At 66.5% G+C, this 21,776-nt stretch carries 18 protein-coding genes; 9 read left to right on the forward strand and 9 right to left on the reverse strand.

Annotated features, from left to right (window positions below):
- Positions 1–19: 19 nt before the first annotated feature.
- The 3 genes from G539_RS0118760 to G539_RS0118770 are packed head-to-tail and all read left to right on the forward strand — an operon-like array spanning position 20 to position 3,841.
- Positions 20–865: a carbohydrate ABC transporter permease gene (locus tag G539_RS0118760; RefSeq protein WP_029076567.1), complete on the forward strand. Its 846-nt coding sequence runs from the start codon at positions 20–22 to the stop codon at positions 863–865.
- Entirely contained in the window at positions 862–1,707 is an 846-nt protein-coding gene (locus G539_RS0118765; RefSeq protein WP_245576903.1) for a carbohydrate ABC transporter permease, read from the forward strand. The genes G539_RS0118760 and G539_RS0118765 overlap by 4 nt, the downstream gene beginning before the upstream one ends.
- A 25-nt stretch (positions 1,708–1,732) precedes the next feature.
- Positions 1,733–3,841 carry an ADP-ribosylglycohydrolase family protein gene (locus tag G539_RS0118770; RefSeq protein WP_029076569.1) on the forward strand — a complete coding sequence of 703 codons (2,109 nt, stop codon included), beginning with the start codon at positions 1,733–1,735 and terminating at the stop codon, positions 3,839–3,841.
- 51 nt (positions 3,842–3,892) lie between these two features.
- On the opposite strand, the gene G539_RS0118775 is transcribed toward G539_RS0118770, so the two are convergent.
- Complete coding sequence (locus G539_RS0118775; RefSeq protein WP_029076570.1) at positions 3,893–5,152, reverse strand: metal-dependent hydrolase family protein; 1,260 nt, start codon at positions 5,150–5,152, stop codon at positions 3,893–3,895.
- A 101-nt stretch (positions 5,153–5,253) separates the two neighbouring features.
- On the opposite strand from G539_RS0118775, the gene G539_RS25430 reads away from it, so the two are divergent.
- Genes G539_RS25430 through G539_RS0118795 form a run of 4 tightly spaced genes read left to right on the forward strand, consistent with a single transcriptional unit; the run spans position 5,254 to position 9,965 of the window.
- Positions 5,254–6,468, forward strand: coding sequence for an ROK family protein (locus G539_RS25430; protein ID WP_051231641.1), 1,215 nt, complete (start codon positions 5,254–5,256; stop codon positions 6,466–6,468).
- Positions 6,465–7,445, forward strand: coding sequence for an ABC transporter permease (locus G539_RS25435; RefSeq protein ID WP_051231643.1), 981 nt, complete (start codon positions 6,465–6,467; stop codon positions 7,443–7,445). Before G539_RS25430 ends, G539_RS25435 begins: the two co-directional genes overlap by 4 nt.
- A 28-nt stretch (positions 7,446–7,473) precedes the next feature.
- The gene (locus G539_RS0118790; RefSeq protein WP_084640070.1) at positions 7,474–8,436 is read left to right on the forward strand and encodes a sugar ABC transporter substrate-binding protein; all 963 of its coding nucleotides are present in this window, start codon (positions 7,474–7,476) and stop codon (positions 8,434–8,436) included.
- 26 nt (positions 8,437–8,462) lie between these two features.
- Positions 8,463–9,965: a sugar ABC transporter ATP-binding protein gene (locus tag G539_RS0118795; RefSeq protein ID WP_051231645.1), complete on the forward strand. Its 1,503-nt coding sequence runs from the start codon at positions 8,463–8,465 to the stop codon at positions 9,963–9,965.
- Between the two features lie 84 nt (positions 9,966–10,049).
- Here G539_RS0118795 and G539_RS0118800 read toward each other — a convergent pair whose 3' ends face one another.
- The 7 genes from G539_RS0118800 to G539_RS0118830 all read right to left on the reverse strand — a co-directional run bounded on the left by G539_RS0118800 (position 10,050) and on the right by G539_RS0118830 (position 17,715).
- On the reverse strand, positions 10,050–11,048 hold the full coding sequence (locus G539_RS0118800) for a hypothetical protein (protein ID WP_029076573.1): 999 nt from the start codon (positions 11,046–11,048) through the stop codon (positions 10,050–10,052).
- A gap of 485 nt (positions 11,049–11,533) precedes the next feature.
- Positions 11,534–12,796 (reverse strand): polysaccharide biosynthesis/export family protein, encoded by a 1,263-nt coding sequence (locus G539_RS0118805; protein WP_029076574.1) that lies wholly within the window; start codon positions 12,794–12,796, stop codon positions 11,534–11,536.
- Positions 12,793–14,055: a hypothetical protein gene (locus tag G539_RS25440; RefSeq protein ID WP_051231647.1), complete on the reverse strand. Its 1,263-nt coding sequence runs from the start codon at positions 14,053–14,055 to the stop codon at positions 12,793–12,795. Before G539_RS25440 ends, G539_RS0118805 begins: the two co-directional genes overlap by 4 nt.
- Positions 14,055–15,062, reverse strand: coding sequence for an SDR family NAD(P)-dependent oxidoreductase (locus G539_RS0118815; protein WP_029076575.1), 1,008 nt, complete (start codon positions 15,060–15,062; stop codon positions 14,055–14,057). The genes G539_RS25440 and G539_RS0118815 overlap by 1 nt, the downstream gene beginning before the upstream one ends.
- Positions 15,063–15,115: 53 nt before the next feature.
- Complete coding sequence (locus tag G539_RS0118820) at positions 15,116–15,808, reverse strand: sugar transferase (protein ID WP_051231649.1); 693 nt, start codon at positions 15,806–15,808, stop codon at positions 15,116–15,118.
- On the reverse strand, positions 15,805–16,938 hold the full coding sequence (locus G539_RS0118825) for a DegT/DnrJ/EryC1/StrS family aminotransferase (RefSeq protein WP_029076577.1): 1,134 nt from the start codon (positions 16,936–16,938) through the stop codon (positions 15,805–15,807). Before G539_RS0118825 ends, G539_RS0118820 begins: the two co-directional genes overlap by 4 nt.
- A 54-nt stretch (positions 16,939–16,992) precedes the next feature.
- Positions 16,993–17,715, reverse strand: coding sequence for a nucleotidyltransferase family protein (locus tag G539_RS0118830; RefSeq protein WP_029076578.1), 723 nt, complete (start codon positions 17,713–17,715; stop codon positions 16,993–16,995).
- 411 nt (positions 17,716–18,126) lie between these two features.
- Here G539_RS0118830 and G539_RS0118835 point away from each other — a divergent pair, with 411 nt between their 5' ends.
- The gene (locus tag G539_RS0118835) at positions 18,127–18,804 is read left to right on the forward strand and encodes a LuxR C-terminal-related transcriptional regulator (protein WP_029076579.1); all 678 of its coding nucleotides are present in this window, start codon (positions 18,127–18,129) and stop codon (positions 18,802–18,804) included.
- On the opposite strand, the gene G539_RS25445 is transcribed toward G539_RS0118835, so the two are convergent.
- Positions 18,767–20,680 (reverse strand): sensor histidine kinase, encoded by a 1,914-nt coding sequence (locus tag G539_RS25445; RefSeq protein ID WP_156912037.1) that lies wholly within the window; start codon positions 20,678–20,680, stop codon positions 18,767–18,769. The genes G539_RS0118835 and G539_RS25445 overlap by 38 nt on opposite strands.
- A 159-nt stretch (positions 20,681–20,839) precedes the next feature.
- Here G539_RS25445 and G539_RS0118845 point away from each other — a divergent pair, with 159 nt between their 5' ends.
- The gene (locus G539_RS0118845) at positions 20,840–21,547 is read left to right on the forward strand and encodes a helix-turn-helix transcriptional regulator (RefSeq protein ID WP_245576920.1); all 708 of its coding nucleotides are present in this window, start codon (positions 20,840–20,842) and stop codon (positions 21,545–21,547) included.
- The last annotated feature ends 229 nt before the right edge of the window (positions 21,548–21,776 follow it).

Consider the following 21,776-nt stretch of genomic DNA (forward strand, 5'->3'; position numbering starts at 1 on the left):
TTCCCGCGGAGACCCCAGCATGCATCGGCTCTATCTCGTCCCGACATTGCTCATCAATGTCGTCATCATCTTCATTCCGGCTGTCCTGACCGTTGCACTGGCCTTCTTCCGCTGGGACGGCATCACGATGCCCGTCTTCGTCGGACTGCAGAACTTCCAGGCGCTCTGGAACGACCGCATCTTCTGGACGGCCCTCACCAACAACCTGATCTGGACCGGCATCTTCCTGACCATCCCGATCTTCATGGGATTGCTGGCGGCGACGCTGCTGCTCATCGCGCGGCGCGGCAGCATGTTCTTCCAGGTCATCTATTTCCTGCCGATGATCATCGCGACCGCCATCCTGGCGCGCGTCTGGCAGGGCATGATCTACAGCCCGGTCTCGGGCGTGAACGGCATGCTCCAGCGCATGGGCTTCCCGACGATCGACCCGCTGACGCAGCCCTCGACGGCGCTGCTCGGCATCGCCACCGTCGACCTCTGGCACTGGTGGGGCTTTCTCTGCGTGATCTTCTTCGCAGCCCTCCGCCAGGTGCCGCAGGAACAGATCGAATTCGCCCGCCTCGAGGGCGTCAGCTTCTGGAACACGCTGCGCTACGTGCTGATTCCGGCGATCCGGCCGACCATCACGCTGATGATGATCATGACCGTGATCTGGTCGTTCCTCGTCTTCGACTTCGTCTACATCCTGACCCAGGGCGGCCCCGCCTTCTCCAGCGAGGTGCTCTCCACCCTCGCCTATCGCAGCGCCTTCTACGACCTCGCCGTCGGCAAGGCCGCGGCCGTCGCCGTCGTCATCAGCCTGTTCGGCCTGGCGGCGACCGCCTTCTACATCCGGGCGCAGGCCAAGGAGTTCCAGTCGTGAAGCGCGAAGTGACACTCATCGAGAGCCGGACGACGCTCCTGCTCACCTATGGCGTGCTTGGCATCGCGCTTGTTATCACGCTGTTCCCGATCGCGCTGCTGGTACTGAATTCGATGAAGCCGGCGACGCAGATCGTGCAGAACCCGCTCGCATGGCCGGAGACGTTCCGCTGGGACAATTTCACCCGCGCCTGGGAGGACGCCCGCTTCTCCACCACGATGCTGAACTCGGCCATCCTGACGGCGACGACCATCGTGCTGGTCTGCTCGACCGCGTCGCTGACGGCCTATGTCCTGGCCCGGCGCAAGATCGAGAGCTGGAAGATCGTCACCTTCTACCTGCTCGGCACCACGACGGCGCCGATCCAGCTCTTCCTGTTCCCGCTCTATTTCGGCTTCGCCAAGCTCGGGCTGATCAACAACCCCTTCGCCGTCGCGCTGATCTACACGGCGATCTTCTCGCCCTTCGCCGTGATGCTGCTGCGGACCTATTTCCTCGCCATCCCGCGCGAGCTGGAAGAGGCGGCGCAGATCGACGGCGCCAATCACTGGCAGATCTTCACCCGCGTGATGCTGCCGATCGTCTCGCCGGGCATCCTGACCGTGGCGCTGATCATCGGGCTCTATTCCTGGAACGAGTTCCTGATCGCCACGACCTTCCTGCAGGGCGCCGACAACATGACGGCCATCGTCTCCTTCTTCCTCTTGAGCGGCCAGTACAGCTCCGACTGGGGTGAGATCATGGCCGCCGCCCTCATCATCGTCCTTCCCGTCGTCATCCTCTTCGTCCTGCTGCAGCGCCGCTTCATCGAAGGCATGGCCGGCGGCTCGGTGAAGGGCTGAGAACAAGTTCTTCATGGAGGCAACCTTGACCCTACCGAACGACTATCTCGAGCGCGTCTACGCCGGCGTTCTCGGCAAGCTGATCGGCGTCTATCTCGGCCGCCCCTTCGAGGGCTGGACCTACCAGCGCATCATGCAGGAGCTCGGGCCGATCGACTATTACGTCCATGATCGCCTCGACCAGCCGCTCGTCGTCACCGACGACGACGTCGCCGGCACCTTCACCTTCGTCCGCGCGCTCGAGGACTACGGCATTTCGCCGGACCTCAAGGCCGAGGACATCGGCAAGGCCTGGCTCAACTACATCGTCGAGGAGCGTTCGATCCTGTGGTGGGGCGGCGTCGGCAACTCGACCGAGCACACCGCCTGGATCAACCTGAAGAAGGGCATCCCCGCGCCCGCTTCCGGCTCGATGGAAGTCAATGGCCAGCCGGTCGCCGAGCAGATCGGCGCGCAGATCTTCATCGACGGCTGGGCGCTCGTCGCGCCGAACCAGCCGAAGCTGGCGGCAAAGCTCGCCGAGCAGGCCGGCAAGGTCAGCCATGACGGCGAATCCGTCTATGCGGCCATGCTCTGGGCGGCGATGGAGGCGGAAGCCTTCAAGAGCCGCGACATCGACCACCTGCTCGACGTCGGCCTCTCGGTCATCCCGGCCGACAGCCTGATCGCCAAGCTGATCGCCGACGTCCGCCGCTGGCACAAGGAGAACGCCGACTGGCGCGTCGCCCGCCAGCTGATCCAGGACCATTACGGCTACGACAAATATCCCGGCAACTGCCACGTCGTGCCGAACCACGCGCTGATGATCATGTCGGTGCTCTACGCGCCGGACGATTTCCAGAAGGCGCAGATGATCGTCAACACCTCGGGCTGGGACACCGACTGCAACGCCGGCAATGTCGGCTGCCTGATGGGCATCATGCTCGGCCTCGACGGCATCGAGGCAGGCCCCGACTGGCGCGGCCCGATCGCCGACCGGCTGCTGATCTCGTCCGCCGATGGCGGCAATTCGATCAACGATGCCGTCCGCGTTTCCTATTACCTCGCCAATCTCGGCCGTCAGCTCGCCGGCGAGGGCAAGCTCGGCAAGCCGAAGGACGGGGCGCAGTTCCACTTCTCGCTGCCGGGCAGCCAGCAGGGCTTCCGCCCGCAGGGCGGCTTCACCGAGAACGCGTATCTGCGCGTCGGCAACGAGGAGTTCGGCCCGTCGCGCGCGCTGACGATCGGCTACGAGGCGCTCGGCCCCGGCCAGGAAGCGGCGGCGATCAGCCCGACCTTCTCGCCGCCCGAGCTGCTCAACATGCGCACCTACGACCTGATGGCGACGCCGCTGGTCTATCCGGGCCAGGTGGTGACGGCACGCCTCGTGGCGCCGGCCGCCAACAAGGGCGCGGTCGAGGCTCGCCTGCGTCTGCGCGTCTATGACGGCGCCGACAAGCTGCGCGATGTCGACGGCGAGGCGGTGACGCTCGCACCGGGCGCCGACACCGTGCTCCGCTGGACGCTGCCGGAGCTCGACGGCCAGCCGATCGCCGAGATCGGCGTCGTGCTGACCGCCGCCGGTCCGCGCGCCGACGGCAAGATCCTGGTCGACTATCTGCGCTGGGACGGCGCGCCGGAAGTGACGCTGAAGCGTCCGACCGGCGACGGCGATTTCTGGCGCATGGCCTGGGTCAACGGCGTCAGCTTCTTCTCGAAGCGCTTCCCGCCGAGCTTCCGCATCTCGCAGTCGCTCGGTGACGGCGTCGTCTCGCACGGCACGCGCGAATGGACCGACTACGCGCTCGACGCGGACATCATGATCCATCTCGCCGTGCATGGCGGCGTGGCGCTGCGCGTCCAGGGCCTGCGGCGCTACTACGACCTGCGCATCACCAAGGGCGGCGAGCTGCAGATCGTGCGCGTCCGCGACGACAAGGAAGTGGTGCTGGCGTCGAAGCCGTTCGACTTCGTGCTGGAGAAGGCGATTCCCGTCCGCGCCAAGGTCGTCGGCTCGACGATCTCGGCCACCGTCGGCGGCGTCGCCATCCAGGCGACGGACGACAGCGCCGAGGCGTTCCGGGACGGTGGCATCGGCCTCACCGTCCGCGAAGGCGCCCTCTCGACCGACGCGGTCAAGATCTCGGCCGCGTAATCAAGTGATCGCGCAGAGGGGTTACCCCCCTCTGCGCGTATCGCGCCGGCTTCAGTTCGGGCAGACGGGACGCCCCGCACGATCTCCGACCCGCAAGCCCCGCTTCATCACGAAAATGGGCGCGGCCAGATCGGCAAGGTTCGCAAGACCGCCGGCGACCGCGACCAGGTCGGCGGCCTTGCCGGCGACGAGGCTGCCGGTCTCATCCGAAATACCGAGGGCGCGCGCGCCGACGATCGTGCCGGCCCGCAGCGCCGCCTCCGGCGCCATGCCCCATTCGACGGCGAGCTCGAACTCCTTCACGGCGCGGGCGAGCGGATGGGTCGGCTTGCCGATCAGGTCGGTACCGAGCGCGAAGCGGATCCCCGCCTCAAGACCCAGCTCGAAATCGCGACGCATCGCCTGCCAGTGGCGCTCATAGACGTCGCGCTCCCACTGCGGATAGCCGAATGTGTCATAGGCGGCGCGGTGGAAATGGAGCTGCGAGATCGTGGTGACGACGATCTTGTCCGCATCGACCAGACGGGCGCGGGTGGCGTCGTCGATCGCATAGCCGTGCTCGATGATGTCGACGCCCCCGTCGAGGGCGAGATTGACGGCCGCCGTGCCGATCGCATGCGCGCTGACCAGCATGCGGTTGCGATGCGCCTCGTCGACCGCGGCGCGCACTTCCGCGACGCTGTAGGTCGTGACCTGGCCGTAGGGATCGTCGCCCCAGGCGTGGTAGCGATCCCTGGTGCCGCCCTTCGACAGGCCGAGCTTGACGAAATCGGCGCCGGCGCGGGCCCGCTCGCGCACGGCGCGGACGATTTCATCGACGCCGTCGGCGACGGCCGTCGTGGCGCGGCCCCAGGAAGAGGGCAGCGGCGGCGCGTCCCAGGTGCCGCCGGTCGACGAGATGAACTCACCGGCGACGACCAGCCTCGGCCCCTCGACATGACCCTCCTCGATCGCCCGGCGGAGATCCGGCCCGACCGAGGAACCGAGGCAGCGCGCCGAGGTGAAGCCGGCCTGCAGCAGCTCGCGCAATTCGCCCGCCGCCCGCAGCGCGCGATAGGGCTCGCGCTCGGTGTTGAGCGCCGCCAGCCCGGTGCTCGGCATGCCGAACGTGTGCATGTGCGCGTCGATCAGGCCGGGCAGCAGCGTCGCCGCGCCGAGATCGATCGCGATTGAATCGTCCGGCCTTGGCACCGAGGCATCCGGGCCAGCCGCGGCGATGCGGCCGTCACGGACGAGAATTGCACCGTCCTGACAAGGCTCGAGCGCGTCGCCGAGCAGGACCTTACCCGCGGAAATTCGATAGCTGGACATCGGATGCCAATTTCTTCGATTTTGGACGAATTACATTGTTGATTTGACCGATATTGACAAAACTATCGTGGTTATGCCACTGCCATTTTCAGGGAGGACGAATGGTCAAGGCTCGCTCACAGCATCGGCTTCGCGCGGCGGTTCTGGCCGCGCTCGAGGACGCACCCCGATCGCGCGCCGAGATCGCGCGCCTGCTGTCCGTTTCGCCCTCCACCGCGTCGAGCGCGATCGCCGAGCTGATCGAGGAAGGCGTCGCCGAGACCGTCGACGATCCCGTCCCGACCTCGCGCAAGGCGGCCGGACGGCCCGGCGAGCTGGTCGCGCTCAAGGAGCGGCACGCCTATCTGATCGGCATTGATTTCGGCCGGCTGAGCTTCAAGGCGGCGATCTCCGACCTGAACTATCGTCTGATCGACGAACTCGACTGCGCCTTCGACACCGACATTTCTGCCGAGGCGGCGCTGGCGCTCGCGGTCGAGCATGTCGAATTGCTGATCAGCCGCAACGACATCAACCGGCGTCTGGTCAAGGCGGTCGGCATCGGCGTGCCCGGCCCGGTCGAGACGGCGACCGGCATGCTGCATCCGGGCTCGATCCTGGCGAGCTGGGTCGGCGCCGACATCCCGCGCCGCCTGTCGCAGAAGCTCGACCTGCCCGTCTACATGGACAACGACGCCAATCTCGGCGCGCTGGCGGAAAGCCGCCTCGGCGGCGCCGTCGGCTCGAAGATGATGCTCTATGTTTTGCTGTCGGTCGGCGTCGGCCTCGGCATCTCGATCGAGGGCGAGATCTTCCGCGGCGCCTATGGCATGGCCGGCCAGCTCGCCCATGTCGTCACCGACGAGAACGGCCCGCTCTGCCATTGCGGCAGCCGCGGCTGCCTCGAAGCCCAGATTTCCGTCAATGCGTTGAGCCGCTCGCTCGAGCCGACCCATCGCGACATCGCCCCGGCCGAGATGCTCCGCCTCGCCGCCGAGGGCAGCCCGGGCCCAGCTCGCGTCGTCGCAGATGCGGGCGCGATGGCCGGCCGCGCGCTCGGCGCGCTCTGCAATTATTTCAACCCCGACCTGATCCTCGTCGGCGGCGAGCTGACCCGCGCCGGCCCCGTCCTGCTCAACGCGATGAAGGAAGCGATGCGCCGCACCGCCATCTCGCGCGCCGTCGAGCATGTCGACATCCGCCCCGGCGCGCTTGGCGACCGGGCGGAATTGTTCGGGACCCTGCTGCTTGCCCATGAACGGGCGCGCGCCGAGCTGCACGCCCGGCCAGCCCTTGCCGCGAAATCCGGCGTTTCGACCGAAGGAGCCGCCCCATGACCTCAACCCGTGCCGATTCCGGTCGCGGCCGGTTCGCCCTGCCGGCCGGCGTGGCCTGGTCGAACTACGCCCTGCTCGCCATCTTCGTCGTGCTGGTCGTCGTGTTCTGCCTGACCGTGCCGCATTTCGCCACCTGGGCGAACTTCGCCAACGTGCTGCAGCGCAATTCGATCATCGGCATCGTCGCCTGCGGCATGCTGCTGATGATCATCCTCGGCGGCTTCGACCTTTCGGTCGGCGCGGTCGGCGCGGCCTCCTCGGTCGTCGCCGCGGCGCTGATCGTCCATGTCTCGATGCCGTTCGGCATCATCGCCGCACTCCTGCTCGGCCTCGGCGTCGGCATCGTCAACGGCTTCTTCATCGCCAAGATCGGCATCAACCCGTTCGTCACCACGCTGGCGACGCAGGTGCTGGTCACCGGCATCATGTTCGTCGGCACGGCGGCGCAGCCGGTCTATGGCGTGCCGGAATCCTTCACTTGGCTCGGCCTCGGCCGCATCGGCCCGATCCCGGTGCCGACGATCATCTTCGCCGCCGTCGCCATCCTGACCTGGGCGATCCTGCGCTTCACCACCTTCGGCCACCACGTCTACATCGTCGGCGGCAACAAGCTCGCCGCCCGCCTCGCCGGCATCAATGTCGACCGCGTCACCATCCTGACCTACGGCCTTGGCGGCCTGTTCGCCGGCATCGCCGGCGTGGTGCTGCTCGGCCAGACCAATATCGGCCAGCCCGCCAGCGCGGCCGACTGGCCGCTGACGGCGATCGCCGCCGTGGTCGTCGGCGGCGTGCCGCTCAGCGGCGGCGTCGGCAAGGTCGGCGGCGCCGTCCTCGGCACGCTGCTGCTCGGCATCATCGCCAACGCCCTCAATCTGCTCGGTGTCTCACCCTTCTGGCAGCCCGCCGTCACCGGCGCGGTCATCCTCGTCGCCGTGGGCATCGACAGCTACCAGCGCCGCCGGCTCGAGCGGCGCTGACCCAGGACTTCAAGAGGAGGAGAATGACATGACGACTTCCATCACCAGACGCCTCATGCTCGGCCTTGCCGGCGCGACCATGCTCGCCTTCGGCGGCACGGCCGCGCAGGCCGCCGACGCGCCCCGCATCGGCTTCATGATCTGGAACACCTCGGTTCCGTTCTATTCGAACCTGATCAAGACGGCCGAGCAGACCGCCAAGGATCTCGGCGTCGAGCTCAACATCCAGAGCGGCAATGGCGACCTCGCGACCCAGATCTCGGTCGTGCAGCAGTTCATCGCCCAGGACGTCGACATGATCCTGATCGCCCCGAGCGATCCGCAGGGCATCGTGCCGGTGATCCGCCAGGCGACCGCCGCCGAGATCCCGGTCATGGCCGTCAACACCACGGCCGACACCACGACCGGCGCCAAGCTCGTCACCTATGTCGGCGTCGACGACTTCGTCTTCGGCCAGCGCCAGGGCGAACTGCTCGCCCAGGCCGTCGGCGAGAAGGCCAAGGTCGCCTACATCCTCGGCAAGCTCGGCACCTCGGCCCAGCTCGCCCGCGAGGCCGGCCTGATGGACACGCTGAAGAAGCATCCCGGCATCGAGATCATCGAGAAGCAGGCCGCCGACTGGGACAATTCGAAGGCGCTCGCCATCACCCAGGACTTCCTGAGCAAGTACCCGAAGGGCGAGCTCGACGCGATCGTCGACCAGGGTCCGGAAGGCGTCAACGGCGCGCAGTTCGCCGCCGAAAACGGCCGCACCGACGTCAAGTTCATCATGGGCGACTACCCGGCTGACGTCCGCAACGCGATCATCAAGGGCACTGTCCTCGGCACGGTGAACCAGGATCCGGCGCCGCAGGGCAAGTTCGCCATCGAGGATGCCGTCAAGTACCTCGCCGGCAAGGCTTCCGAAGTGCCCTCGCCGAACCACTATCTCGACCTGCCGATCATCACGAAGGAAAATGTCGAGCAGCATCCGGCGGCCTGGGGCGGCTGATCACCATGTCTGAAGGGACCCGCACGATGCTACTGGACATGCAGCAGATCCGGAAAAGCTTTGCAGCCGGACCGGTCCTGCACGGCGTGAACTTCCAGCTCGCGCGGGGCCAGATCCATGCTCTTGTCGGCCACAACGGGGCCGGCAAGAGTACCCTGATGAAGACGCTCGGCGGCAATTTCGCCGATTATTCCGGCAAGATCCTCCTCGACGGCGAGGAAGTCGCGCTTCACACGCCGAAGCAGGCGCTCGAAAAGGGCGTCGCGATGATCTACCAGGATTTCTCGCTGATCCCGGACCTTTCCGTCGCCGACAATATCGGCCTCGGCCGCGACCCGCGCGGCGCCCTGCCCGGCCTGATCTCGCATTCGGCGCTGCGCAGACGCTCGGCCGAAGAAGCCGAGGCGGTCGGCATCCGCCTGCCGATGGATACGCCGGTCCGTCAGCTCGGCGTCGCCGAGCAGCAGCTGACCGAGATCGTGCGCGCCTGCTCGCAGAACGCCCGCATCCTCGTCATGGACGAGCCGACGGCCCGCCTGGCGCCGGCCGAGCGCCAGCACCTGTTCGACGTCATGCGCAACATGGCTAGGAACCGCGGCGTCGGCATCATCTATATCAGCCATTTCCTCGAGGAGATCCGCGAGGTCTGCGACGTCGTCACCGTCATGCGCGACGGCCGGATCGTCGAGACCGGAGCGGCCTCAGCCTATTCGGTGCAGGACCTCGCCCGCCTGCTCGTCGGCCACGACGAGATTGCCACCATCGCGTCGACCTCGCCGCCGCGCGGCAAGACGGGCGCGCCCCTGCTCGAGATCGAAGGCCTCGCGGTCGCCGGCCGCCCGCCCGTCGATCTCGCGATTGGCGCCGGCGAGATCATCGGCATCGCCGGCCTGATCGGCTCGGGCCGGACCCGCCTGGCGCGCGCCATCATCGGCGACGTCGCCGCCGCCGGCCGGGTCCGCCTCGCCGGACGCGACCTTGCGCGCCGGACCCCGCAGCGCTCGGCCGACGCGGGGCTCGTCATGGTGCCGGAGGATCGCAAGGTCAGCGGCCTGGCGCTCGCTTCGGATATCGAGGAAAACATGGCGGCGACGGCGCTTGCCCCTCGCCTCTCCCGCTTCGGCATCATCCGCGCCCGCGAGAAGCGCGCGCTGGTCGAGAGCCTGATCGCGAAATTCGGCATCCGCCCGCCCGACCGCAAGCGCGCCGTCGGCACGCTTTCCGGCGGCAACGCCCAGAAGGTTCTGGTCGCCCGCGCGGTCGCGGCGCGTCCGAAGGCGATGATCCTCGACCAGCCGACCGCCGGCGTCGATGTCGGCGCCAAGGGCGAGCTGCACAAGCTGGTGGAGCTGAGCGCCGCCGAGGGTGCGGCGATCCTGCTGATCTCCGACGATCTCGACGAGATCCTCGCGCTCAGCCACCGCGTCGCCGTCATGGTCGGCGGCCGGATCAAGGAAGTGCTGCCGCGCGAAGGCCTCGACCGCGCGAGCCTGCTCGCCGCGATCAGCCAGGGCGCGCCGGCGGCCTGATCTCGCGCCCTCGGGGAGCTTTCCGACATGATCCCGAAAGCAAGAAAGCCCCGAAGCCTGCGCTTCGGGGCCTTTTCGCAAGCCTCAGCGCCGGAAATGGCTCAGGCGATCGAGGATCCCGTCGCCTTCGGACGTTCCCTTCATCGAGATCAGGTCGTTCAGCGTGAAGACGCAGAGCCCCTCGACCGGGCTCTTCGCCACCGCGTCGATCATGCGACCGAACTCCGCCGCCTCGATCACCGGCGAGCGGCCCCGGCCCGCATGCATGCCTTCCAGATAGAGCGCCTTGGCCTGCACGGTGCAGATCGCCGCCGCGCCGCTACGGGCGCGGATGTCGGTCGCGACATTGGCCGGCCATTCCGCCTCGCGGCCCATGATCTGGTGGTAGGCCATGACCTCGAAGATATCGACGACCTCGGCCAACAGGCGCGGGTCCTGGCCGAACACGTCGGTGACGCAATGGTCGAAATCATCGGCGAAGAACGGCAGCGTGTTGATCGAGATCTCGACGTCGCCCTTGACCGCGCGGACCGCATCGCGGATGCGGCGGATGGCGCCGACCGTCGTCGCGCATTTGTACGCCGTCCATTCCTCGCGATGGTGCCTCGCGATCGTCGCCGCCGCCGCGACCGGGTCGGAGGTGTCGAGCGTCAGGCCGGTCGCCTTGGCGAAGCGGTCGAGCGTCTGCGGCGCATAGCAATATTCCGGCTTGTCGGCGCGCCGGTCGCCCGGCAGCCAGGTTTCCCAGAAGCCGGGCCAGCGGATGAAGCCGAGATGCACGACGTCGGGCGTCAGCGCCGCGACGCCCTTTTCCAGCAGGTCGATCTTGTGGGCGAGATTGGCCTCGCGATCCGGCGGCACGCCGATGTACCAGTCCTGCTTCTCCTCGACCTTGCCGAACTGGTCGATCGGCAGCTGCTCGGGATGGGCGGCGATGTAGTCCGGGTCGAAGCAGATGTTGAGACAGGAGAAATAGCCGATCCCGCGCGCCGCCAGCGCCTTGCGGACGGCCACGTCGTCGAGCGTCGCATAACGGGCGACATCCGCCGGCGTCACCCGGCTCGGAACCGCGGAGTCCTGCATCGGTAGGTATCGGCTTTGTGCAATGACGTAAGTTATATTCCAGCTGGCGAGCATGTCCGCCAGTTGATCTGGCTCCATGCCTTGCTTTATGTACCAATCATTGTCATAAATCTTGACGCCGCTGCGCAGGTTTATGCTTCTTTTTTTCGAATCCGACATACGATCTCCCCGTATTGAACGGATATATTTTGCATATTATTCTCTTATCATCAATGTTTACTTGCTATGCGGCCAGGCCTGCCCGGCTGATTTCCCGGCTCTGACGAACATGCAATGGCCGCAGCGGCAGGATCACAGGTGGATGGTGGCCTTGGCGGCGAACGCCGCCCCGGAGCGCGTCACACATGTCCGGCCGAAAGAATCGCCAGGCTGCCGCGCGAAAAGCGCGACTCCCCCCCCCCGCAAGCAACCGAACCCAGTCGATATCGCGCGGCCATTCGGGCGATCGCGCCCAATCTCCGACGGCCGCCATCAGGCGGAACCGGCTATTTCGCCGCGACGCCCAAACCGAGACTGTCGGCGAACGTCGCTTCGATCACGTCACCTGGGCGCACCTCGGCGTCCTCGTCGACGGAGAGGGTCACGGATGAACCGCCCTCGCGGCGGATGATGCTCACCTTCACCCCGGCGGCCCCGGTCGGGGATGGCGTCGGGCGGCTGCCGCCCAGAAGGTGCAGCTTCTCGCTGGCCGCGCGCAGCTTGATGGCGAGATCCGCCAGCCGGACATTGGCCTCGGCCAGGTCCTGCAGCAGGGTGGTCCGCCTCTGGCTGACGCTGCGCTCCAGCTGGCGCGCATAATCGCCCTGCTGGTATCGGGTCCGCATCAGTTCGACGGTCGTCTCCAGCCTGCGGCTCGAGGACAGCAGGAGCGCCCGCCGCATGTCGGCCATCCGGGTGTTGGTGAGATTGCCGGCCTCGTAGACCTGCTTCACCTTGGCCACCTCGTCCTCGTCGGCCTTCAAGGATGCCGCCTCGTCGCGCTCGCGCTTCAGCAGGACCTCGATCTGGTCGCCGGCGGCCTTCTGCGCCTGTTCGAGATAGACGCGCTCCCGCTCGGCGTCGTCGCGCGCCGTGTTCATGAGGTCGGTCTCGTTCCGGGCGATCGCCGCGACGACGTCGGGCGGCAGCGTGCATCCGGCCGGGGCGCTCGTGTCGAAGCCCGGCTTGCCCTGCAGTTCGGCCTCCACGCGCTGCTTGCGGAAATATTCCCGCACATAATCCGTCCAGAGCGAATCGAAGGCACCCTGTAGGTCGATCGGATCCTGCACCGACTGGGTCATCCGCGACCGCATCAGGCTGTAGCCGCCGGCGACGGCGACGGCCTGCCGGACCGTCATCAGCGGGCGATAGGGTTGCTGGCCGGGCGTCAGCACATCGCCCTTGATGTAGATGGGACGGTAGTCGACGATCGCCGCCGTCACGTCGCTGGGCTTGAGGAGGATGGCCTGTTCCCGTCCATCCGCGAGGCGGATTCGGAAGATGGTCGCGGGCAGGGTCCGTTCCAGGCGCGACTGCAGCTCGGCCAGGGTCAGGCCGGCCACGGGGATCATGCCGATCTGGGGAAGCGCGACCGTTCCGTCGAGCTGCACCGTCGCCTGATGCGACCCGTCCGGGACGGTGGCGATGTTGATCTGTACGGTGTCGCCGGGGGAGATCCGGTATTCGGCGGCGACATCCGCGGCGATGGCGAGGTTCGACGCCACGGAAGCGGCGAGCGCGGCCAGCATGACGAGTCCGACGCGTGTCATCTTCGAGCTTCTCCCACGGGACCGACGCCCGTTTCCGCCGGCCATTCGAGCCGCGACACGAACTCCAGGACCGGCCCGCCGGGATTGCCCCAGTTGCTGGACCAGATGACCTGGGACGCGTCCGGAGACGGCGACGCATGCGTCTCGCTCCAGTAATCGAACGGCACGTTATGGGTCTGGGCAATGCGGCGCACCTCGCCGCTGCCATCGAGCCGCAGCGCGATCACCTCCCTGGCGTATGGCGCCCAGCCGGGATGCCGGAACACGACGGCCGGATCGCCGGCATAGCTGACGATGATCCAGCCGGGACGCCGGATCGCCCGCAGCGACACATGCTGCCCCTCGCCATAGGGCATCAGCGACGTCACCCTCCCGTCGGACAGGCGCCGCTTGATGATCTGGTACTGGTCGGGATCCGACTTGCTGATGCCGACATAGACCTCGCTACCATCGCTATCGACGGTCAAATCGCCATGCCCCGGCCGATGATGCTCGGTCCAGCGCTGCGTCAGGGCGCCGTCGACCGTGAAGACATAGGCCTGGTCGATGCCGCCCTCCGTGCTCTGCAGGCACAGGATGTTGCCGCCGAGCGGCGAGATCGTGCAGGCATTGTTGGTGCCAGGCAGCTGGGACAGGTCGATGTCGGGGAACTTCTTCCGCGTCGCGAGGTCGAAGGCAAAGACGACCAGAGCGCCATCCTTGCGCTTCGCGCGCACGGCGATGCGATGGCCGTCCAGGCTCGGATTGCCCTTGTAGGGGCCGAACTGGAGCTTCAGATAGTCGGTCGAATAGAACAGCGGCTCTTCCCGATTGGCGCGCGGCGCCCAGGTGGAGACCGATTGCCCGCCGACGCAGATCATCAGGTCGGGGTCGACCGGATGCCATTCGCATTCCGTCGCCCGGGCGCGGCGAAACAGGGGCTCGTAGGTCTGCCCGTCCAGAAAGCAGAGGCCGTTGCAGCCATTGGCGAGGACGAGAAGACTCGCATCCGCGTTCCAGGCCTGGGAGCTCGAATAGCGATGGCTGCAATAGGCCTCCCGGCACACGATCCCGCCGCCAAGCGGCCCCGGCCGGGTGATGCGCGTGAACTCGGTTCCGGAGGCCGGATCCCGCGCTGCCGCCAGATAGGCGGGAAGCTCCATCGCCGCCGGCACGTCCTGGCTGGATGACGAGGCGCCCGCGCCGAGGCCGATCGCCTGCGCCGCCAGGGGGATGGCGACACCGACCAGGACCGGCACGATCCGAGCGCGACGCAACATCACGTCATGTAGCCCTTCTCGCGCCGCACGCGGCCCTTCTGGAGCCGATCGCGCCACCAGGCGATCGTCTTCTCGACGCCATCGCGCAGGCTGGTGCGGGCGTACCAGCCTGTCTCGCGCTCGAACAGCGAGGAATCGGCGAGGAGCGCGCGGACCTCGGAATTCTCCGGCCGCAGGCGGCTCTTGTCATGCTGCACAGCCTTCTTGCAGCCGCTGAGCTCGAGGACCAGCGCCAGGAGATCCGCGATGGTCACGGCTCTCTGGCTCCCAGCATTGTAGGCGCGTCCGAACTCGATGCTCTCGGACGCTCCCGCCGCGAGGAAGGCGGCGGCGGTATCCTCCACGAAGGTCAGGTCGCGCACCGGGCTGGTATCGCCGACCAGGATCGCCTCGCATTCGGGATCCAGCGCCTGGCGGATGATCGTCGGCAGGATGGCGCGTTCGCTCTGCCGCGGGCCGAAGCTGTTGAAGGGCCGCAGGATGGCGACGGGGATGCCGTAGCAGCGGGCATAGGACTCGGCCATCATGTCGGCGCCGATCTTGGAGGCCGAATAGGGCGACTGCGCCTGAAGCGGGTGGCTCTCCGGAATCGGCATGGTGAGCGCGGTGCCATAGACCTCGCTGGTCGAGGCCTGGATGACCCGCTCCAGCTCCCATTGGCGCGCCGCCTCCAGAATGTTGAGCGTGCCGATGATGTTGGTTTCGACGTAGGAATGCGCGGCCGTGTAGGAATAGGGGATCGCGATCAGCGCCGCCAAATGGAAGACCACCGCCTGATCGCGCAGGATGCGATTGACATAGGCACCGTCGCGAACGTCGCCACGGATGAGATGCAGCTCCCTGCGGACCGGATCCGGCACGTCATCGAGCCAGCCGTGACTGTCGAACGAGTTGTACTGCGCCAGCGCCGTCACCTGGGCGCCCTCGCGGACCAGCGCTTCCACGACATGGGAGCCGATGAAGCCGTCGGCTCCGGTAACCAGGACCTTCTTTCCCCGATATCTCATCGTCTTGTGCTCCGTGGCGGCAACAACCAGTGTTCGGTCCTCTGGCGCCGGCCTCAGCCATGGCGGCGCGGGGCATCCAGTTTCGGCGGGGCGGGAACCCACCCCAGGATCGCGATCGCCCCGCGCGCGATCCACGCGACGTCGGAGGCGATCGTGCGATGCGGGAAATAGGCGAGGTCGAGCCTGGCCTTCGCCGGGAACAGCGCTCGCCGATAATAGGCAGTCGGCTCCTCGCTCGACGGATAGAGGCTCGCTTCGTCGCGAAAGCAGACCTGGCTGGGCCCGAGCAGCCCCGGCTTGTAGCGAAGGACGTTCTCATAGCCGCCGCGAAAGCAATCGGCGAAGGCGAGGCTCTCCGGACGCGGCCCAACAATGGCCATGTCGCCGCAAAGGACATTCCAGAGCTGCGGCAGCTCATCCAGCTTCGTCGCGGCGAGAACGCGCCCCACCGGCGTCATCCGACTGTCGCCGACAACCGTCAGCGGGCAGCCGCTGGAGTCGCAGCTGACATGGAACTTTCGGAACTTGTACATCCGGAAGGGGCGGCCGCCGGCGCCAAACCGGGTCTGCGCGAACAGGATCGGCCGTCCGCCCTCGAAATACAGCGCCAGCGCGATGATGCCGAACAACGGGGCCAGCAGGGTCAGCGCCGTGGCGGCGCCCCCCACGTCGAGCGCGCGCCGCCCCCAGCCATGGGGGGCGTCCGGGACCGCCGGAAGCCCGAGACCCGCCTGCCGGACGCTCACTTGGCCATCCCCATCTGCGAGACCCCGACGGCGTCGGCCAGCGCCGCGACGACGCCCTCGACCGTCTTGGTGGTGATGTCCGGATGCAGGGGAATGGTGAGCTCGCGCTGGGCGAAGGCTTCGGTCTTCGGCAGATGCACGCCGGGGCATCGCTCCCTGTACAGCGTCATCTTGTGCACGGGCGGATAGTGGATCGTGGTCTGGATGCCTTGCGATCGCAATCGATCGATGACGTCCTGCCGCTGCGCCGCATCCGGCAGGAGGATCGGCATGATGTGATACGCCGACAGGCGCGGGGCGCTGAACGGAATGGCCACCGCCGGACATTGCTGCGCGATCAGGCGCCGGTACTGCATCACGAGGATCTGCCGGATCTCGTTCCAGCCCGGCAGCCCGCGCAGCTGGACGATGCCGATGGCCGCCCGCAGCTCGTCCAGGCGATAGTTGAAGCCGAGCATCGTTACGTCATAGGTCGGCGTGCGGCTATTCAGCCTCTGATGCGTCCCGCTCGACATCCCGTGGCCGCGCGCCAGGCGGATCCGGTCGCGCAGCGCGCGATCCCGGGCGATCACGGCGCCGCCCTCGGCGGTGGTCATGTTCTTGTTGCCATAGAAGCTGAACGCCGCCGCGACGCCATAGGTGCCGACTTCCTTCAGCCCGGGCGCATGCGCGGCATCCTCGATCAGCAGCAGGCCGCGACGCGCGGCAAACGCCTGCCAGGCTTCGCGGTCCGGCAGATAGCCGGCAAAATGGACCAGGATCACCGCCTTGGTGCGCGGCGTGCAGAGAGCCTCCGCCTCGGCGATCGACATCAGCGGCACGTCCATCGATTCAATGTCGACGAAGACGGGGGTCGCGTTGACATACAGAACCGCGTTGGCGGTCGCGACGAAGGTCAGCGCGGGAACCAGGACCTCGTCGCCGGGGCCGATGCCGAGCGCGTGCAGGATCAAATGAAGCGCCGCGGTGCAGGAGCTGACGGCGACGCTGTCCTCGGCGCCGTGCAGATTGGCGAAGGCCTCCTCGAACTCCTGCACCCGATCGCCCATCGTCAGCCACCCGCTGTCGATCACCTCGAACAGTGCCGCCTTCTCCGGAATCCCAACAATGGGTGCGCTGACCATGAGCATGATCGTTTCCTCGGCCGTTGCCGTTATGACGCGTCTGCAGGTTTCAGGTCGGGATCAGGCCGCGGTGGCCGAGGCCTCGATCGAGCTGGAGGTTTCCTCCCAGGCGATCGTCTGCGCGCTCTGGAAATCGTCGACCCGTCCGATGTCGAGCCACAATCCGTTGTGCTTGTAGACATGCACCTTGCATCCGTCCTGGAGCATCTGGAGCATGAGATCATCGAAGCCGAACGGCACGCCGGAAGGCACGAAGCGCATCACCTCCGGGCTCATGCAGTAGAGGCCCATGCTGACGAGATGCGACAGGGTCGGCTTTTCCCGGAACAACTGCACCGTGTCGTCTTCCTCATCGATGACGCCGAAGTCCATCTTGATGTTTCGGAACGTCGTCGCGATGGTCACCAGGCCCTCATGCTTGCGGTGCATGGCGATGAAGCGACTGAGATTGAGGTCGGTCAGCACATCGCCGTTCAGGACCAGGAAGGGCTCCGTCAGCTCGTCGCGGATCAGCGACAGCGGGCCGATCGTGCCAAGAGGCTCCATCTCCTGCGTGTAGTGGATGTTCAGGTTCCACTGCTCGCCATTGCCGCAGAAGCTGCGGATGAGATGGCCGAGATAGCCGGTCGTGATGTAGATGTCCTGGATCCCGTTGCGCCGAAGCCATTTCAGCAGCAGTTCGAGCACGGGGCGCGCCCCGATCGGCATGAGCGGCTTCGGCAGGACCGATGTGAACGGCCGCAATCTTGTTCCCATTCCGCCGCACTGGATGACTGCTTTCATTCGTCCCTCCATGGTGGACCGCTCGGCCCTCTGCCTTGGGAAGCGCCATTGGCGACAGGGGAGGAAGCCCGAGGCCGCGGATCTCGGAGCGACTGCCCCGACGGGCTCTGATGCTTCTTCCAGATCTGGCAGGTCAGAGCGTATGTTCTGGTTGCGGCACTGTCTTCGTGCATTTGAATGGTAACGGCTCGTTAACTCTGCTGTACCTTCTGGCACCAAGACGAGAGCCCGTTGTCGTCGCAAGTCGGCCCCAGGAGCAGTCGATTGATCGCCAGCCTCAGCAGAGCACGAACATCGGGAAGCGACCTCGGATCGGTCCGCCATTCGGCTATCCAGCCGCCGGCCGGAACCGGGGAGACGGAAGAAGAACACGGCGCGCGGGCGACGAGGGCCAACTAGGGGGCTGTCAAGATGTGCCGCATTGTGGTTGCCGACGATCACGGCCTCTACCGGCGGGGCCTGCGAAGTGCCCTGACCAGCGCCATCCCGGACGCCGAGATCTTTGAAGCGCCGAATTTCGATACGGCGGTCTTCCTGCTGGAAGACAAGGCTCCGGTCGACCTCGCCATCCTCGACCTGCACATGCCCGGCCTGCTGACGCCGGAGGTGCTGATCGACGTGATGCCAATCTACCCCGACACGCGCTTCGCCATCATATCGGGATCGGAATCGAAAGCGGCCATCATCGCGACGCTGTCCGCCGGCCTGCACGGCTTCATCGCCAAGTCACAGTCCGACGAGGAGATCGCCCACGCCGTGATCGACGTGCTGGCCGGCCGCATCTACGTGCCCGCCCTGCTCTCCCAGGCGTCGGAGCGGCACAGGATGCAGCCGACCGAAATATCCGATGGACGCCGGTTGGACCGGTCGATGGGCCTCGACAGCCTCGACGGCCTGACCCAGCGGCAGCGCGACGTCCTGAGGCTGATGGCGGAGGGGTATTCCAACAAGGAGATCGCCCGCGACCTGCAGATCGCCGAGGCGACGACCAAGATTCACGCCGCCGCCGTCATGCGCCGCCTCGGGGTGCGCAATCGCACCGAGGCCGCCGTCATGCTGAAGACCTTGCTGACGCGAAAGTCGGGCTAGAGGCCACGTCGTTTCGCGACAGATGCAGGGAATAGCGCAGTCCCCCGTTCAGCAGTTCCATGCTGGCGGAGCGCCCGACCAGCGGCGTGCCGCGGATGCCGAGGATGTTGGAGCCGAAGCCCCGGCGGTTCCGGTTGACGATCCCCGGCCGACGTCCCGTCTCGACCCATTCGAAGTGCAGGTCGCCGGCGAATTCCGGGCTTTCATCGAACCACCACTTCACGTCGACATGACCGTTCGCATGGCCCAGCGCGCCGTATTTCACGGCATTGGTGGCCAGCTCGTGCACGATCATGACGAAGCCCTCCGCCGCACCGTCCGACATGCTGATCGGAGGTCCGCTGATCGTGAAGTTGTTCAGCCGCTGATACGGCTTCAGTTCTTGAACGACGATGTCCCGCAGCGGCGCCGCCCAGGTCCCGTGGCGGGACAGAAGCTGATGCGTCGCCTCGAGCGCCCGAATGCGAGCGATCAGCGACTGCTTGTAGCCGGGGACGTCGTCCTCGGGGGCTTCCATCAGCTTCACGAGCGCGATCACCGCCGGGAACAGGTTGCACAGGCGGTGGCGAAGCTCGAGCACCGCGCCCTTGCGTCGCCTGGCCGCCGCCCGGAGCCGGATCCGCTCGCGCCGATAGGTGACATCGCTGGCGATGCCGGTGCGCATCGCCCCGCCGGGCGATGGCTCGCAGGCGCGCAGCGCCACCCAGCGGATATGGCCATCGGCCCTCCGGACGCGGAATTCGAGCTGGCGATCCCCTGACGCATCGCCGGCGCCATAGGCGACGAAACGGCTCCAATCCGCCGGATGCACCACGGCGGACAGCGCGTCGAGGGAACGGGTGCTGGCCGGCGGCAGGCCGAGAATGCTCCAGAACTTGTCGGAACCGAGGACCAGCTTCCGCCGCGTGTCGATCTGCCAGGTTCCCAGGCGCCCGGCCGCCAGGGCGAGGTCCAGGAACGCCTTCTCGACGCCCAGCCGCTGCTGCCGTTCGGTGACGTCGCGGACCTCCGCCAGGATCGTGCGCGGCAGGTCGCCGTCGGCCGGGCAGAGCGACAGGATGATGCGCGTCCAGATCCGACCGCCATCCCGGCGATCCAGCCGCGCCTGGAACTCGACCGGCCCGCCCTCGGCGACCAGCCTTTCGAGGTTGCGGCGGCAGGCCAGCCTGTCCTCCGCAAGGATCAGCTCCTCCAGGTGGCCCGGCGGCCGGGCCGTCTCGTCCCGCCCGGCCATGTCACGCAGGCGAAGATTGGTTTCGAGCAGCTCGCCCCCGGCGCCGAGGATGGCGAGGCCGTCCGAGGCGTGGTCGAAGGCGTAGCGTTGCCGGCTGGCGCCGCCGGCCTCGGCGACGGCCGGCGGCGCCGCGGCCGGGGCCAGCGCCTGCCGCGCGCGCGCCTGCGGCAGATGCTGCCGCAGCAGAACGGCGATCCCGGCGCCGCAGATCAGAAGCTGGACGGAGGACAGCGACGCGACGCCGCCAAGCTGGGGATTGGCGGAACCATGAAAATGGTAAGAGGCCATCCAAACTATAAGGAAGACATTGAAAATCATCGCAGCCAGGCTCAGAACCTGACCTCGGAAGAAGATTAATGCTGAAATTATAAATACTTGCCCGATGCCGACGGCGAACTCATCCGTAAAGAGGGATACTAACTCGGCAACAAGGGCGGAGACAAAGGCCAGAGATACCAAAGCAACATTGGTTGTTTTGGCGCGCAGATCGACGATACGGAACGCTCGATGTGCCGATGACATGGAAAAATAGTACAACTTTTGAACTAATTCGTCCAGATTGCGCCTCCAAGGACGAGGTAGTGCTTCCTCCCTATTGCAACCACCCCACCCTGAAGTGAAAATATGAGCACCAGCAGGCAAGATCCCAGCACATCGGATTCCCTGGGGCTCATAATATACAATACGTAGACTTACCGATCTATATTGACGCCGAATTTATAAGACATTCTGCAATACCAGGCAGGCAAAGCAGCCGATCACCCCATCAACAAGAACTAGTCGGGCTGCTTCTTGGGCTTCATGCAGACAAGCGTACATTGGGAGTCAGAGAAATTGATAAACTTCAATCACAATGAAATCGTCTCCAGCGCCAATGGCAACAAATACGAGCTGCTGCATGCGGCCCTCTCCTTTGACATATCCGCCTGCATGGAGGGTGGGTCCGATGTCTCGGAGGCGCGCAGCACCGAGGCGGCGTTGGCCGTCCTGGGACGCATCGGCGTCGGCTATCTCATTCTCGACGCGCAACGCAAGGTCGTCGACGGGAATCCCGCCGCGCAGATGACGCTCGAACGTCAAGGCGAGAAGACCGACACGCTGGCGGGACTATCCGCCGCCTTCCGGCGCCTGACATCCAGCCTGTCCGTCAAGTTCCCGCCGAACTCCGTGTCCTGGGTGGTCATCCCGAGCCGATACGGGCGGCCGGTCGTGCTGCAGGAGCAGCTCAAGAACGCCTCGGAGGGAATGAGCATCGTCGTCCTGGTCGATCGCGACAGCCGGCAGCAGCCCAATCCCGACACGCTGCAACGGATGTTCGGACTGACCAATGCCGAGACGCAGCTGGCGCTTTCCTTGGTGAGCGGCGATGCGCCACTCGAGATCGCCCGCAGCCGGCGGCTCAGCCGAACCACCATCCGCTCGCAACTCGCCTCCCTCTTCACCAAGACGGAAACGAAGCGTCAGGCCGAGCTGGTTTCGCTCCTGTGCCGAATGGCCGTCCTGCCGTGATCACAACACAACGGAGGCGCCGGGCCGACCGTCGATGGCGGCCCGGCGCCATGGCCGGACCGATGCGGCCGGCCCGGAACGGCGAACGGCACGCGTTCCGTTGATGGCGGCCGGCTGACGGAGCGCGCCCGCCCCCCCAAGGATCCACGTCTCTCATCCGCGCCGCGACCGGCACTGAACCCGCGGGCGTGCCGACCGCCTCCGCGGCCCCGTCATCGCTTCCGGAACG

The sequence above is a fragment of the Kaistia adipata DSM 17808 genome (assembly GCF_000423225.1).
Taxonomy (GTDB): Bacteria; Pseudomonadota; Alphaproteobacteria; order Rhizobiales; family Kaistiaceae; genus Kaistia; species Kaistia adipata.